The organism is Haloferax denitrificans ATCC 35960 (assembly GCF_000337795.1).
Lineage (GTDB): Archaea > Halobacteriota > Halobacteria > Halobacteriales > Haloferacaceae > Haloferax > Haloferax denitrificans.
The window spans coordinates 87613-101297 of sequence record NZ_AOLP01000008.1; the positions used below are offsets into that span (position 1 = coordinate 87613).

Genomic DNA, 13685 nt, shown 5'->3' on the forward strand with positions numbered 1-13685 from the left:
GACTGACGAAACGAGTAGAACGCGGGGAGACGAGCATTACGGTTGTAGCGGCGTCACGGCAACTGTCTGATTCCCACCTGCCGCAATTCGACCGATAGAAGTCCTGAAAACAGACATTCGACGACACGGGGCGCTGACAGAGCGTCCGTCCGGTGAGGACGCCCGCTCGGTCGACGCGTCGGAGTTCCCCGTACGCGAACGAAAACGGCCGTCTTGGATGTGGACTCGGCGCTGAAATCGACGGACTGTGGCGTGTTGGCGGCGAAAGTGACACCACGATATGAAGAACGCGGGGGAGCCGAATCGAGAGCGGCGGCGAGAACGGAAGCGGGGCGGACCGACAGCCGGTCAGTCGAGGGCGTCACTCAGGTAGCCACAGCGCCAGAAGACGACGCCGACGGTCGCGAGGAGCACGCCGGCGAGGGCGAAGTCCATCATGAGAACGACGTAGGAGGCGGTCCCGCGCTCGATGCCCGTCATCGCGAGCAGTCCGAGCACGACGATGAGAAGCGTGAACGAGAGCACGCTGGTCCACAGCATCTTCTTTCGGCAGATCCAACATTTGAAGTACGACCGTTCTGAGGTTCCCATTACCGACGATTTCGCAAAACGACATAATAGTCCTTTGGGGCTGCCGCCTCGCGTTTCGCCCGCGCGGGTCGCCCATCGCGGGTCGCGGGGGCGGTCGCGTAGACGGTCGCGCAATCAAACAAGTGTCATTAAATAATCAGCATTATCGATGGGTATATATAGAATAGTCGTAATGGGTACTGTGTGATGGATTCGCAAAGCAGTGCTGAGTCCGACAAGTGGATCAGCGACGACGAGTGGGAAGCCGTGTCGCCACAGACGCGACGTCGTCTACTTCGAAACGCGTTCGGTGCCACGGCCGGCGCCGCCGCGCTGGCCGGATGCAGTAGTGGCGGGAACGAGGACACGCCGACGCCCCTCGAAAACGAGGGCGGTGGCGGCGGGAGCACGACGACCGACGGCGAGTCGGGCCAGTCGTCGGGACAGACGCTCGACCACATCATCTCGCTCGCGCCGACGAACGCCCGGTTCAACCCCTACGGCAACGCCGCGAACTTCTCGTTCCGGTGGTACTGGGCGATGTTCGACCAGTTGGCCGTCCACGACAAGGTGTCGAACAAGACGAAGGGCATGGTCATCGAGGACTGGGAGTACGCCGACAGCGGGCAGGTCGCGTGGAACATCCGCGACACCTACACGTGGCACAACGGCGACGACCTGACCGCGGAGGACGTGGCGACCCAGCTCAAAATCGGCCAGCTGATGCAGACGGTCCACAAGGGCTACGGCGCACAGCCGCTGTACGAGAACGTGGAGACGACCGGGAAGTACGAGCTCACGTTCGACCTCGTCGAACCCGACATCAGTCGGGAGATATTCGAGTTCGGCCACATGAAGCGCCGGGCGTGGCTCTGGGCGCACCGAGACATCTGGGGGCAGTACGCCGAGATGTTCGACGACGCCACCACCGAATCGGAGCGGACCGCCGCCCAACAGGAGATGATGCAGGCGGTTCAGCAGGACGTCTGGGACAACGCGAACGTCCCGGGGAACTCCGTCTGGGAGTTCGTCAGCGGGGAGGAGAACGTCGCGCATTTCGAGCCCTACGACGACTACGTCAGCCCCTTCAGCGACGCCGAGTGGTCGAACGGCGAAATCACGGGCGACATGATAGACTACAGCCTCGACTGGCACCGCTACCCGAACCAGCAACAGCGGACCAAGGCGATGCAGGAGGGCGTCATCGACGTGAGCTACCCGCCGGAGTCGCAGTCCGCCCGGGACCAACTCAAAGAAAACGGGTGGGGGCCGGCCGACAGCCTCTCCGAGGACCAAATCACGCCGCAGATGCGCAGTGGGGCGATGGGCGTCCTGCTCAACTGTCAGAGCGACATCACCGGCGACCCGCGCGTCCGGAAGGCGATTCACCACATCGTCCCCCGGAAGCCGCTCGTCGAGTGGGTGCCGGACTACGGCACCTACTGGGTCGAAGACCGCATTCCGTCCGGCATCGGACAGGACAAGGAAGTGCCGTGGTTCGGCGGGAACGCGAACTGGCCGAGCGGCGACCTCGCGAGCCTCGAACGGTACGCCCACACCGAAAGCGACGTGGACGAACAGCGGGCGACCGAGCTCCTCGAAGCCGCCGGCTTCTCGAAGCCGGGGAACCGCTGGAAGGACCCCAACGGCGAGAACGTCACCCTACGGTTCTACACGGCGACCTCCGACGAGGAGCCGATGGCCCTGCGGTTCGCCCAAATCGCGAAGTCCTACTTGGACAGCTTCGGTCTCCAGACGGAAGTGACCGCACAGGAGGCGACTATCCGCGCCGGGAAGACGATGGAGTCCGGCGACTGGGAGTTGCTGTTCGACAACTGGGGCGGCGCGAAGTCCGGGCCGCCGTTCCTCGGCTTCACGAACTCCTTCCGGGTTCAGGAGTCGCTGTCCGGACAGCCGCTTCCGAGCAACGACAGCTGGGCGATGGACCGCGTCGTCGAGGTGCCGTACCCCATCGGCGACCCGACCGGCGACCTCCGGGAAGTCGACGTCATCGACAAGCTCAACGAGCTCCGGACGCAGATGTCGGAAGAAGAGCGCAAACAGAAGGTCGCCGAGGTCTCGTGGATATTCAACCAGTCGCTCCCGATGATGCTCATCAACGAGGAGGGCGGCACGGGCGGCTACTGGCTGAATCACGACAACTGGGCGACGAAGCCGCCGAACGACAACCTGAACCCGGCGTACCGCTACGAAATCGTCGAAATCGGCCAGTACTCCTACTGCCAGTACATGGCCAAGATGGGAACCGAGTACTTCCACCCGGCGGGAGGGCAGTAATCGGACCGAGCGCCGCCGCCTGAACGCGATTCCGTCGTCTCACCGAAACAGCCATACGTACCAACCATGCGGTGAACTCCCCGTCCGGAGGCCGGCGCGAACGCCTCCGGACGAGACGACGGCGAGTCGGGTCGGTCGAGTGCGGTCGAAAGTAGCCCTATTCATAATGATTAAGTGCACACATGAGAGGTAAGAACTAGCAAGGATGGTCGAGAAAAACTACTACGTGCGCCGGATAGCGCAGGCCCTGATAACGGTCTGGGCGGCGATCACGTTCTCGTTCGTGACGGTTCGGCTCATACCCGGCGGGCCGATGGATTACATCGCCGCGCAGATTAGACAGCGGTCCGGAGGGGCGGTTTCGTCGACCCGCCTCAATCAGATGGTCGAGATGTACTCGAACGTCAACCCGGACAAGCCGATGCTCCAAGCGTACGTCGAGTACATCGTATCGGTCGCGCAACTGGACTTCGGACGGTCGATCTTCTACGCGGACCCGGTCTGGAACGTGCTCGGACCGGCGATCCCGTGGACGATGTTCGTCTCGCTTTTCGCCCTCGTCATCGGCACCATCATGGTGTTTCTCATCGGCGGCTTCCTCGCCGTCCACGAGGGCGACACCTGGGACGTGGTCGGGAGTTACTTCGTCATCTTCTCCGACGCCGTCCCGTACTACATCGTCGGCCTCGTACTGCTGTTCACGCTCGGGTTCGGCACCGAGTTCTTCCCCAACGGCGGGCGCTACGACAACGCGCTCACGCCCGGCTTCAACATCGAGTTCATGGCCAGCGTGTTGCGACACGCGGCGCTCCCCATCATGTCGTTCGCGCTGACCTCGTGGGGGGGTCTCGAATTCCGGGCCCACTGTACTCGCATCATCGGCGAGGACTACGTCGACGTGGCGGAACTCAGGGGACTGCCCGACAGCCGGATTCAACTGCGCTACATCGGCTGGAACTCGATGCTCCCGATGTACACCGGTCTCATGGCCGGCCTCGCCAGCCTCTTCGGCGGGTCGGTCATCATGGAGCAGATATTCCGCTACCGCGGCATGGGCTTTTACTTCTACGAAGCCACGATGGCGCGGGACTACACGACGGTCATGGCGGCGGTCATCCTCTTTACCCTCGTCACCGTCGTCGGACTCCTCATCGCCGACTTCACCTACGGCTTCATCGACCCGCGCGCCGGCCACACTCAGCGCGAGTCCTACTCGCGGTCGTACCGCGAGCGCCTCCAGCGGTTCCTCAACCGCCTTCGGGGGGGCGCGGACGAATCCGAGACCATCGACGACCGCATCGAAGGGAACCGCATCTCGGCGAGCGGCGCGATGAGCTTCGACGTCGATAGCTCCGACTTCTCGCGCGGCGAGTACATCAAGGAGCGAATCGACCAGAGCCTCCTGACGCCGTTCCGCATCATCTGGACCTCGCCGCGGGCGCGGGTCGGCGCGATAATCCTCAGCATCTTCGGCTTCCTCGGGCTGTTCGGGCCGTACCTCGTCCCCGAGGTCAGGCCGATGCAGGGCCCGATTCTCCTGCAACCGCTGGAGAGCATGCGCTACCCGCTCGGCACCGACGACATCGGTCGCGACCTCCTCGCACAGCAGGTGCTCGCGACTCGTCCGATGCTCGTCATGATGCTGTCGGGGGCCATCGTCACGCTCGGACTCGCCATCTTCTTCGGCGTCACGTCCGGCTACCTCGGCGGCGTCATCGACAAGGTGCTCATGACGGTGACGGACGTGATGATGAACATCCCCGGGCTGGCGCTCGTCATCGTCCTCGCCGTGATTCTCGAACCGAAGAGTCCGGTGTTCGTCGGGTTCGTGCTGGCCATCGACAACTGGCCACGGTTGGCCCGACAGCTCCGCTCGCAGGTGCTCACCATCCGCGGTGAGTCCCACGTCGAGGCCTCGCGCGTGCTCGGACTGCCCACGTCGAGCATCCTCTCGAAGAACGTCATGTCCCGGCTCATGCCGATGCTGACGATGGGGACCGTCGGCTCCATGCGGAACATCCTGATGGAGTCCGTCGGCCTGTACTTCATCGGCGTACTGCCGTTCACGACGAGCAACTGGGGCGTCGTCCTCAACATCGCCCGCAACGGCGGCGCGCTGTCGGGCATGGACCGCTTCCACTGGTTGCTCGCGCCGATACTGTTCATCGTCACGATGACGTACGGCCTCCAACTGTTCGCGCAGGGGACGGACCGACTGTTCAACCCCCGTCTGCGCGCCCGCCACGCGGCCACCGTCTCGACCGAAGACATGGAAGGCGGTCGCGGCGGCTCGGAAGGCGGCGACGGTGCCGCGTCCGCCGCAGACTGACCAACTCGACCCGGACGGTCGATTTCGCGTCGCCGTTTTTTCCGTTGTCTCGACCCGAGAGCGGCCGTGCTACGCCGTCTCGGGGAAAAGGTTAACACACGCGCTATCGACCTACCAAACGGACTTCAACCATGAAAGTGGAGAAAGAAGGAAATACGACGCGGTACCTGCTCGGCCTCGTGATACTCGTTATCCTGCTCGTCGGGGTGTACTACGGATTTACCATGATGTGATCAGACCAGTCGGTACGCCCACAGAACCACCCGGAACGCGACGGCGACGAACACCAGTAACCCACCGATTATTCCGAACATCCCCGCCCAGACACCGGTCTGAAGGGCGGCACCAAAGAGAATCAACAGCGCGCCGAGGAGAATCACCGTCGAGGTGATGCCGCCGATTTTGGAGCGAACTGTCCGCAGTACGTTCTGTCGCGTTTGCGCTTGCGCCATGTCAGCACGGACATCGCGGACGAACTTATAGTTTGCCGGTATCGCTGGCTGAACCGTCCGAAGTGGCCGAAATTGGTCGAACCCGCTTGCACCGGCGGAAAGTATTAAGTAGGATTGAACGTGATAGTTTCCTACTACGGTCACATGTTGACGATACGCACGCGTAACGGGCGGGGCCGCTCGCCCGCCGCACGAACCGACGAGAGAGACTGACCATGGCGACACAACACACCAAACAGCAGATGCCAGACGAGCCGTCGGCCGAGCACAACGTCTTAGAGATAACGAACGCGAGCGTCGCGTTCGCGATGGAACGGGGGGACGCGCGGGTCCTCGACGACGTGTCGATAAACGTCCGCCGCGGCGAGGTGCTCGGCGTCGTCGGCGAGTCCGGCTCGGGCAAGTCGATGCTTGCGGACTCCATGCTCGACGCCATCGACTCCCCGGGGACGCTCACCGGCGACGTGGTGTTCAACCCGCCGGAGGGCGGCGAACCCATCAAGGTCAACGACCTGAGCAAAGAGGAGCTTCGCCGGTTCCGCTGGGAGCGCGTCTCGATGGTCGTACAGGGAGCGCTCGACTCGTTCAACCCGACGCTCAGCATCGGCGACCACTTCGTCGAGACGCTCCGCGCGCACGACTACGACATCCAAGCGGGGATGGAGCGCGCCCGACAGCTCATCTCCGACGTGCACCTCGAACCGGACCGCGTCCTCGACGCGTACCCCCACGAGCTCTCGGGCGGGATGAAACAGCGGGCGCTCATCGCGCTGAGCCTCATCCTCGACCCCGACGTGCTCGTGATGGACGAGCCGACCGCCGCGCTCGACCTGCTGATGCAACAGTCGATTCTGAAGCTCCTCTCGGAGCTGAAAGCCGAGTACGACCTCACCATCGTCATCGTGACGCACGACCTGAGCCACGTCGCGCGCATCTCCGACCGCCTCGCGGTGATGTACGCCTTCGAACTGCTCGAACTCGGCCCGGTGCAGGACATCGTCATGGACCCCGCCCATCCCTACACGCGGGAGCTACTCAACTCGATACCCGACATCGACGCCGACCTCGACGAGATGGCGTCCATCGAGGGGACGAGCCCCGACCCGCTGAACGTCCCGAAGGGCTGTTCGTACCACACCCGGTGCCCGCTCGCCGACGAGCAGTGTCGGGCGACGAACCCGGACCTCATCGAGGTGTCCGACGGTCACGGGGCCGCGTGCTTCTACACCGACGAAGCCCGCGAGACGATTCCCCTCAAGAAGGAGGTCTCGAAATGAGCGACGACCCCCTGCTCCGCGTCGACGACCTGAGCGTCCACTTCGGTGGCAACGAGGGCATCCTCGACCGCCTCCTCGGCGACGACAAGGGCGTCGTCCGCGCCGTCGACGACGTCTCGCTCGATATCGGCGAGAACGACGTGGTCGCGCTCGTCGGCGAGTCCGGCTGTGGCAAGACGACGCTCGGAAAGGCCATGATAGGCCTTCAGCGCCCCACCTCGGGGACGGTCCGCTTCCGCGGGCAGGACATCTGGAAGTCCGACCTCGAACCCGGCGACATCCCGTACAAGGAGATTCGGAAGTCGCTCCAGATGGTCCACCAGGACGCCGGGAACTCGCTCGACCCCAACCGGACGATATTCAAGAACCTCAATCCGGCGCTGAAGAAGTGGCGGCCGGAACTCAACCTCGTCGAGCGCCGCGAACTCGTCCACCAGATGCTCGACACGGTCGGACTCACGCCCGCGGACGACTACGCGTCTCGGTACCCCCACCAACTGAGCGGCGGGGAGGCCCAGCGGACCGTCATCGTCCGGTCGATGCTCCTCGAACCGGACCTCATCCTCGCCGACGAGGCCGTGAGCGCCCTCGACGTGTCGCTTCGGGTGAACCTGATGGACCTGCTTCTCGAACTGCAGGAGATGTTCAGCACCTCGTTCGTCTTCATCTCGCACAACATGGCGAACGCCCGGTACCTCGCCGGCCGCGCCGACGGCCGCATCGCCGTCATGTACCTCGGTCGCATCGTCGAAATCGGCCCGGCGGACGAGATTATCAAGAACCCCCAGCACCCGTACACCAAGAGCCTCCTGTGGGCGACCTCCGGCCTCTCGGAGATAAACGACCCCATCGAGACGCCGCCGGTGCGGAAAATCGACATTCCGGACCCGGAGAACCCGCCGAGCGGCTGTCGGTTCCACACCCGCTGTCCCGAGGCGCGGGAGTACTGCACGTCGAACACGCCGGACCTCTCGGGCATGAGCGGCCCGTCGGACCGCCACGAGGCGGCCTGCTTCGACGCGCACGACAGAATCGATTACCGGAACAGCGACCCCATCGCCGACGACTTCGACATCGACGTCGCGGACGACGCGGAACAGCCGGCCGACTGAGAGAAACGCCTCGATTGGAACTGTCGTTCAGACGCCGTCGCCGACGCCGAAACCGGTACGGACACCGACACCTGCGTTCGCTCCCGAGTTCACTCCGCGTCATCCGCCGGGCCGACGTCACGCGGGAAACCGTCGGGGACCGACGGCGGGCGCTCGCACTGCGCCGAGAGTCGGACGTACGCGCCCTTCTCGGCTGACTCGCGGATGCCGTCCATCGCTTCGAGGACGTGGAACCCGAGGTCGCCGCTGGTCCGGTGGTCCCAGTCGGCGTCGAGCGAGTACGCGAGGTCGACGAGGCCGAGGCCGCGCTGTTGGCCGGGGTGGTCGCGCTCGACGGGAACCTCGCGCCACTCGCCGTCGTCGTCGTCGCTGAGGTGGACGCGGGGCGTCCCGTCGAACCGATTGGGGTTGGTGACGCTCAGCGTCCCCTCGGTGCCGTAAATCTCGAACCCCGGCAGTTCCGACTCCCAGACGTCGAAACTCGTGAGGAGCGTCCCCGTCGCGCCGTTCTCGAAGGTCACGACGGCCGTCTCGTGGGTCGGCACCGACACCGGAATCCGCTCGCCACGGCGCGGTTCGCTCGTTATCTCGCGCTCTGCGAACGGCGTGTTCGCGGTGCCGGCGACCGACTGAATCGGGCCGAGGAGCGTCACGAGCGACGTGAGGTAGTACGGCCCCATGTCGAAAAGTGGGCCGCCGCCCTCCGCGTAGAAGCCGTCCGGGTTCGGGTGCCAGTGCTCGTGGCCGTGGTTCGACCAGAACGCCGTCGCGCCGACGGGGTCGCCGATGCGCCCCTCGTCGATGAGGTCGCGGCAGGTCTGGATGCCGGTTCCGAGAACGGTGTCGGGCGCGACGCCGACGGTCAGTCCCCGCTCGGCGGCGGTCTCCAGAATCGCCTCGCCTTCGGCTTTCGTCGCCGCGAGCGGCTTTTCCGTGTAGACGTGTTTGCCGGCCCGAAGCGCGGCCGACACGAGGTCGCCGTGGGTGCCCGCCGGCGTGAGCACGACCGCCACGTCGATTTCGGGGTCCGCGAGCAGGTCCTCGGTCGGGAGGACGCGGGGGACGCCGTACTCGTCCGCCTTCGATTCCGCGCGGTCCGCGTCGAGGTCGGCGCAGGCGACGATATCGAGGGCGTCGAAGCGGTTCCCCGCCTCGAAGTACACGTCGCTGATGGCTCCACAACCGATGATACCGAGAGTCACGCGCTCCATACCGTGGGGGACGCGAGAGAGAATCAAATAGCTGTTGACGGCCGCGGGCGCGGGGGAGTCGTCGGGCGAGTCAGCGCGCTCGGTCGCCCGCGTCGCCGAGGTCGCCGAGAGGGGACACCGACACCCACTCGCCGCGGCTGTCCGAGGCCTCGGCGGCGAAAATGATGTCCAGTCCCTTTCGGGCCTCGTCCGGCGGCACCATCGGCGGTCGCCCCTCGGAGACGGCCTCGACGAAGTCGCGTATCTGGGCGACGTGCGGCCCGTCGGGGCGGGGGTCGGGGAGTTCGACGGGCTGTGTCTCCCCGTTCACCTCGAACAGTTCGACGCCCGTCTCGGTGACGCGGAGCGTTCCCTCCGTCCCGTTGAATTCGAGGCTGATGGGCTGTTGGGGCCGCGTCGCCGTCGTCGCCGACACCTGCCCGAGCGCGCCGTCCTCGAACCGAAGCGAGAGCGCGGCGGTGTCGGGCGCGTCGATGTCGTGGTACAGCGCGTCGCCGGTGCCGGCGACCCGCGACACGTCGCCGGCGACCCACTGGAGCAGGTCGATGCCGTGGAGCGCCTGCGTGAACAGGACGCCGCCGTCGAGGGCGGCGCTCCCGTGCCACGACGAGTCGTCGTAGTACGACCGGTCGCGGTGCCACTTCACCCGCACGTCGGCGAACACGAGTCGTCCGAGCCGGCCGTCTCGGACCGCCTCGCGGGCGAACTGCATCGTGGGGAACAGCCGCCGCTGGAGGATACACGCGAGGGTGACGCCGGCGTCGCGGCAGGCGTCAACCATGTCGTCGACGCGGTCGGGCGTGATTTCCAGCGGTTTCTCGCAGAGCACGTCGATGCCGTCTGCCGCGGCGTCGACGACGATGTCGCGGTGGGCCCCGTTGGGCGTGCAGACGCAGACGGCGTCGAGCGCGGCGTCGGCGAACAGGTCGGCGTGGTCGGTGTACGACGGACAGCCGTGCGTCTCGCCGAACGAGCGAGCGGTCTCTGCGGTGTGGTCCGCACAGCCGACGAGTACCGCGCCGTCGACGTCGGCGAGCGCCTCGGCGTGGGACCGACCCATGCTCGAACAGCCGACGATGCCGACGCGGACCGGCGTCTCGGTCATCGGCGCTCACCGTCGGACGAGGGAGTGACTGTGACTGTAGGCGTCATCGACTCGAACGTCAGCGGGCGGCGTGATAAGCGTTTACGGGCGGCGGGTGGGGTCGCGAAGTTGTGCGGTCGCGCGGCCTCAGTCGGGCGAGAAGCTCTCGGTGAGCGTCCGTCCGACCAGCCCGGCGGCGACGAACGCGAGGACGCTGGTGCAGACGAACGCCGTCGCGTAGTCGAACCGGGTGGCGAGCACGCCGACGACGAGCGGGCCGAGGACGCCGCCGAGGCCGCGGGCGGTCGAGCGGAGGCCCATCAGCTCGGACTCGCGGTCGACGGGGGCCACGTCGGCGACGAAGGCGATGGTTCCCACGGTGAGCATCGAGAACGTGACCGCGTGGACGACGAAGGCGGTGCTACTGATACCGATGCGGGCGAGTCGCCCATCGGGGACGAGCGCGAGAACGGCCACGAGCGCCTGCACGCCGCTTCCGGCGAGGCCGCCGACGATGAGCTTCTTCCGGCCGATGCTGTCGCTCAGGCGGCCGAACCCGTACATCGAGACGACTCGAACCGCGGGACTGACCGCGAGGACGGCACCCATGACGACGTTCGAGAGACCCACGTCGGCGACGAGGAACACCGGAACGACCGAGATGAACCCCTTCTCGGTCATGTTCCGGAGGACGATGCCGACGTACAGCCAGCCGAGGCCGGTCCGCTCGAACAGTTCGCGCCGCGCGCCGCCGGGGAGGAGTCGACTCCGGACTTCCCGCAGGAGTCGGCCCGCGGTCAGCGTGGCCCCCGACGGCGGCGTCGGGTCTCTGACGCGGAGCGTGAGGAGCGTCGCCACGAGGCCGAGCCCGACGACGACGAGATAGAGGTCCGTCGGCACGAGCAGGCCGACGAGATAGCCGACGAACAGCCGACCGCTGATGGCTCCGGAGGAGCGGGCGCTACTGTAAAAGCCGATGGAGCGCCCGCGGCCGGACTCGCCGCCAGACTCGCTCACGATTGTGAGAATCACCGACTGGAACCCGGCGGTGAACACCGCGAAGAGGCCCCGACAGGCGATTTGGAGCGGGACCGACGCGGTGACGGTCAGCGGGACGACAGCGAGCGTCGAGAGGAACGCGGTCCCGATGAGTATCGCCCGCCGGCGACCCGTGATATCTGCGATTGCGCCCCAGACCGGGGCGAACACGAACAGTCCGAAGGAGAACGCCGCGTACGCGAGGCTCACCGCGAACGGCGACCCCTGTTCACCGATGTAGAGCGCCATCGCCGTCCCGAAGAGCGACCCGCACGCGACGCGCGAGAGACCGATGAGCGCGAGTGCGCTCCGCTGTCCTCGACTCGCTGGTCGAGCCTGCTGATTGACTACCACTACGACTCGGTGTGGCACTACCACCCAATAAAGATTGGCGAGACGTGCGACGGCGCGGACTCGCTACGAGCGACGGCGGCGGTCCGGCGCGGGCGGAACGCTCTTGCGGGCGGGTCGAGTGAGTGAGTCGTATGCGAACCTACGAGGTCAGCCGCATCGACGCGGCCAGAGCGGTCCCGCTGACCGGCGCGGTCGGCGGAACGGTGTGGGAGCGGGCGAACGTCGCCCGGCTGGACGAGTACGCGTGGGGCGACGACCCCGGCCCGGAGACGACGGTCAGGGCGCTGTACGACACGGAGGCGCTCTCCCTCCAGTTCCACGTCGAGGACGGCGAGATAACCGCCGACGTGACGGAGCTGAACGGGCCGACGTTCGAGGACAGCTCAGTCGAACTGTTCGCCACGCCGGCCCCCCCAGACGACGGCTCGACGGCCCGGTACTTCAACTTCGAGGCGAACTGTTGCGGCGCGTTCAAACTCGCGTGGCAGGAGCCGAACTGGCGCGAGCGCGACGTCGGCCGCGACCTCGTCACGCCGACCGACGCGGCGGCCGTCGAGGTCGAGACGTCAGTTCCCGGCCCCACGAAGACCGCGTCCCCGGACGACGACTCGTGGTGGCTCGCGGCGCGGCTCCCACTCTCGACGCTCCGGTCGCTGACCGGCCTCCCAATCGAACTCGACTCGGGCACGGTCTGGCGCGGGAACTTCTACCGGAGCGGTCTCCCCGACGCGCAGAAGGGGACGTGGAACCGAATCGACCTGCCGGAGCCGACGTACCACTCCCCCGAGTTCTTCGGGCGCATCGAGTTCGAGTGAGCGGTCGCCCCGGTCGGGTTCAACGAGTGGACGCTGGTCGCACCGAAACGGCTTTTCGCGCGGGTCGTGAACGGCAGTTCATGCAACAGCCGTCAGCGTTAGTCATCGGAGAGACGACCTTCCCGTTCCACGACTTCGAGGAGATGCGACCGCACATCGAGGCCGCCATCGGCGACGCCGCGAAGCTGACCGCGACGACCGACAGGGACGCCCTCGCCGACCTCGGGGGCTACGACCTCGTCGTGGACTACCTGACGGACGCCACCCTGACCGACGAGCAGTCCGACGGCCTCCTCGGGTTCGTCCGCGACGGCGGGGCCTATCTCGGCCTCCACTGCGCCGCCGACCTCGTCAACGTCCACGACGGAAACGGCGGCCTCGACAAACGCGACGAGCCGTTTCCCGACCTCCGCGACCTCCTCGGCGGCCACTTCCTCACACACCCCGAGCGGTCGACGTTCGGCGTCGAAATCGTCGCGGACCACGACGTGACCGACGGCGTCGACGACTTCGAGGTGTTCGACGAGCCGTATCAGGTCGACGTGGACGACGACGTGACCGTGCTCGCGCGCATGGACCACCCCGACCTCACCGACTACCCGGTCGCGTGGGTCCGCGGGTACGGCGCGGGGCGAGTCTGTTACGCGTCGCTCGGCCACACCGCCGAGGCCTTCGAGAACGACGACTACCGCCGACTGCTCCGCAACGCCGTCGGCTGGCTGGTCCGCGACTGAGCGGGTCGGCCGCGGCATCGCCAGCGGCGTCGACGGCCGGGGCGTGTGAACGTTTATCCCGGTCGGTTCCGAACGTCGGGACATGAACCTTCGAGCCGCCGACCTGACCGTGTTCGTGTTCGTCCTCGGCGTCATGCTCTCGGGAATGTGGCTGGCCCAGCAGTTCGGCATGGAGTGGTCGCCGACGCTGTTGGCCATCGTCGCGGTCGTAGCGGCCGTCTGGACGGTGTACTACCGGTTCGGCGTGGAGCCGCGAATCGACGCGAGCAGAGCGGACGAAAACGCCCGAAACGAGACGGGGGTCAGCGACGGCGCGGGGGAGTAACTCGAGTCGGACGGGCGAAACAGGCGGTCCGGAGCGGCGAACGAATAGGTGGCACCGGCCGGCCGGTGGGAGGCAGTGTGAGTCCG

Annotated in this window: 12 protein-coding genes; 7 read left to right on the plus strand and 5 right to left on the minus strand. The window is 66.3% G+C overall.

Features of this window, described 5'->3' with window-relative positions; all coding sequences use genetic code 11:
- Positions 1–348 precede the first annotated feature (348 nt).
- Positions 349–591: a hypothetical protein gene (locus C438_RS05830; RefSeq protein ID WP_229722663.1), complete on the minus strand. Its 243-nt coding sequence runs from the start codon at positions 589–591 to the stop codon at positions 349–351.
- A gap of 186 nt (positions 592–777) precedes the next feature.
- Between C438_RS05830 and C438_RS05835 the strand changes: the two genes are divergently transcribed.
- A complete protein-coding gene (locus C438_RS05835; RefSeq protein ID WP_004968386.1) occupies positions 778–2868 on the plus strand; it encodes an ABC transporter substrate-binding protein in 2091 nt (696 codons plus the stop codon).
- A 205-nt stretch (positions 2869–3073) separates the two neighbouring features.
- Positions 3074–5197 (plus strand): ABC transporter permease subunit, encoded by a 2124-nt coding sequence (locus C438_RS05840; protein WP_004968387.1) that lies wholly within the window; start codon positions 3074–3076, stop codon positions 5195–5197.
- Positions 5198–5430: 233 nt separating this feature from the next.
- On the opposite strand, the gene C438_RS05845 is transcribed toward C438_RS05840, so the two are convergent.
- Positions 5431–5649: a hypothetical protein gene (locus C438_RS05845; protein WP_004968388.1), complete on the minus strand. Its 219-nt coding sequence runs from the start codon at positions 5647–5649 to the stop codon at positions 5431–5433.
- Between the two features lie 215 nt (positions 5650–5864).
- Between C438_RS05845 and C438_RS05850 the strand changes: the two genes are divergently transcribed.
- Entirely contained in the window at positions 5865–6926 is a 1062-nt protein-coding gene (locus tag C438_RS05850) for an ABC transporter ATP-binding protein (protein WP_004968389.1), read from the plus strand.
- Positions 6923–8038 carry an ABC transporter ATP-binding protein gene (locus C438_RS05855; protein WP_004968390.1) on the plus strand — a complete coding sequence of 372 codons (1116 nt, stop codon included), beginning with the start codon at positions 6923–6925 and terminating at the stop codon, positions 8036–8038. The genes C438_RS05850 and C438_RS05855 overlap by 4 nt, the downstream gene beginning before the upstream one ends.
- Before the next feature lie 89 nt (positions 8039–8127).
- Here C438_RS05855 and C438_RS05860 read toward each other — a convergent pair whose 3' ends face one another.
- From C438_RS05860 to C438_RS05870, 3 genes are all read right to left on the minus strand, one after another.
- Complete coding sequence (locus C438_RS05860) at positions 8128–9249, minus strand: Gfo/Idh/MocA family protein (RefSeq protein WP_004968391.1); 1122 nt, start codon at positions 9247–9249, stop codon at positions 8128–8130.
- Between the two features lie 70 nt (positions 9250–9319).
- Positions 9320–10354: a Gfo/Idh/MocA family protein gene (locus tag C438_RS05865; protein WP_004968392.1), complete on the minus strand. Its 1035-nt coding sequence runs from the start codon at positions 10352–10354 to the stop codon at positions 9320–9322.
- A 126-nt stretch (positions 10355–10480) separates the two neighbouring features.
- Positions 10481–11665, minus strand: a complete 1185-nt coding sequence (locus C438_RS05870; RefSeq protein WP_394295248.1) for an MFS transporter — start codon at positions 11663–11665, stop codon at positions 10481–10483.
- A 191-nt stretch (positions 11666–11856) separates the two neighbouring features.
- On the opposite strand from C438_RS05870, the gene C438_RS05875 reads away from it, so the two are divergent.
- From C438_RS05875 to C438_RS05885, 3 genes are all read left to right on the plus strand, one after another.
- The gene (locus C438_RS05875) at positions 11857–12540 is read left to right on the plus strand and encodes a carbohydrate-binding family 9-like protein (protein ID WP_004968394.1); all 684 of its coding nucleotides are present in this window, start codon (positions 11857–11859) and stop codon (positions 12538–12540) included.
- Between the two features lie 80 nt (positions 12541–12620).
- Positions 12621–13274 (plus strand): ThuA domain-containing protein, encoded by a 654-nt coding sequence (locus C438_RS05880; protein ID WP_004968395.1) that lies wholly within the window; start codon positions 12621–12623, stop codon positions 13272–13274.
- Between the two features lie 82 nt (positions 13275–13356).
- Positions 13357–13599: a hypothetical protein gene (locus C438_RS05885; RefSeq protein WP_004968396.1), complete on the plus strand. Its 243-nt coding sequence runs from the start codon at positions 13357–13359 to the stop codon at positions 13597–13599.
- The last annotated feature ends 86 nt before the right edge of the window (positions 13600–13685 follow it).

Excerpts from the sequence above, each read along its gene's own strand:
- C438_RS05830 (WP_229722663.1), bottom strand. The coding sequence starts at position 591 with ATGGGAACCTCAGAACGGTCGTACTTCAAATGTTGGATCTGCCGAAAG.
- C438_RS05835 (WP_004968386.1), top strand. The coding sequence starts at position 778 with ATGGATTCGCAAAGCAGTGCTGAGTCCGACAAGTGGATCAGCGACGAC.
- C438_RS05840 (WP_004968387.1), top strand. The coding sequence starts at position 3,074 with ATGGTCGAGAAAAACTACTACGTGCGCCGGATAGCGCAGGCCCTGATA.
- C438_RS05845 (WP_004968388.1), bottom strand. The coding sequence starts at position 5,649 with ATGGCGCAAGCGCAAACGCGACAGAACGTACTGCGGACAGTTCGCTCC.
- C438_RS05850 (WP_004968389.1), top strand. The coding sequence starts at position 5,865 with ATGGCGACACAACACACCAAACAGCAGATGCCAGACGAGCCGTCGGCC.
- C438_RS05855 (WP_004968390.1), top strand. The coding sequence starts at position 6,923 with ATGAGCGACGACCCCCTGCTCCGCGTCGACGACCTGAGCGTCCACTTC.
- C438_RS05860 (WP_004968391.1), bottom strand. The coding sequence starts at position 9,249 with ATGGAGCGCGTGACTCTCGGTATCATCGGTTGTGGAGCCATCAGCGAC.
- C438_RS05865 (WP_004968392.1), bottom strand. The coding sequence starts at position 10,354 with ATGACCGAGACGCCGGTCCGCGTCGGCATCGTCGGCTGTTCGAGCATG.
- C438_RS05875 (WP_004968394.1), top strand. The coding sequence starts at position 11,857 with ATGCGAACCTACGAGGTCAGCCGCATCGACGCGGCCAGAGCGGTCCCG.
- C438_RS05880 (WP_004968395.1), top strand. The coding sequence starts at position 12,621 with ATGCAACAGCCGTCAGCGTTAGTCATCGGAGAGACGACCTTCCCGTTC.
- C438_RS05885 (WP_004968396.1), top strand. The coding sequence starts at position 13,357 with ATGAACCTTCGAGCCGCCGACCTGACCGTGTTCGTGTTCGTCCTCGGC.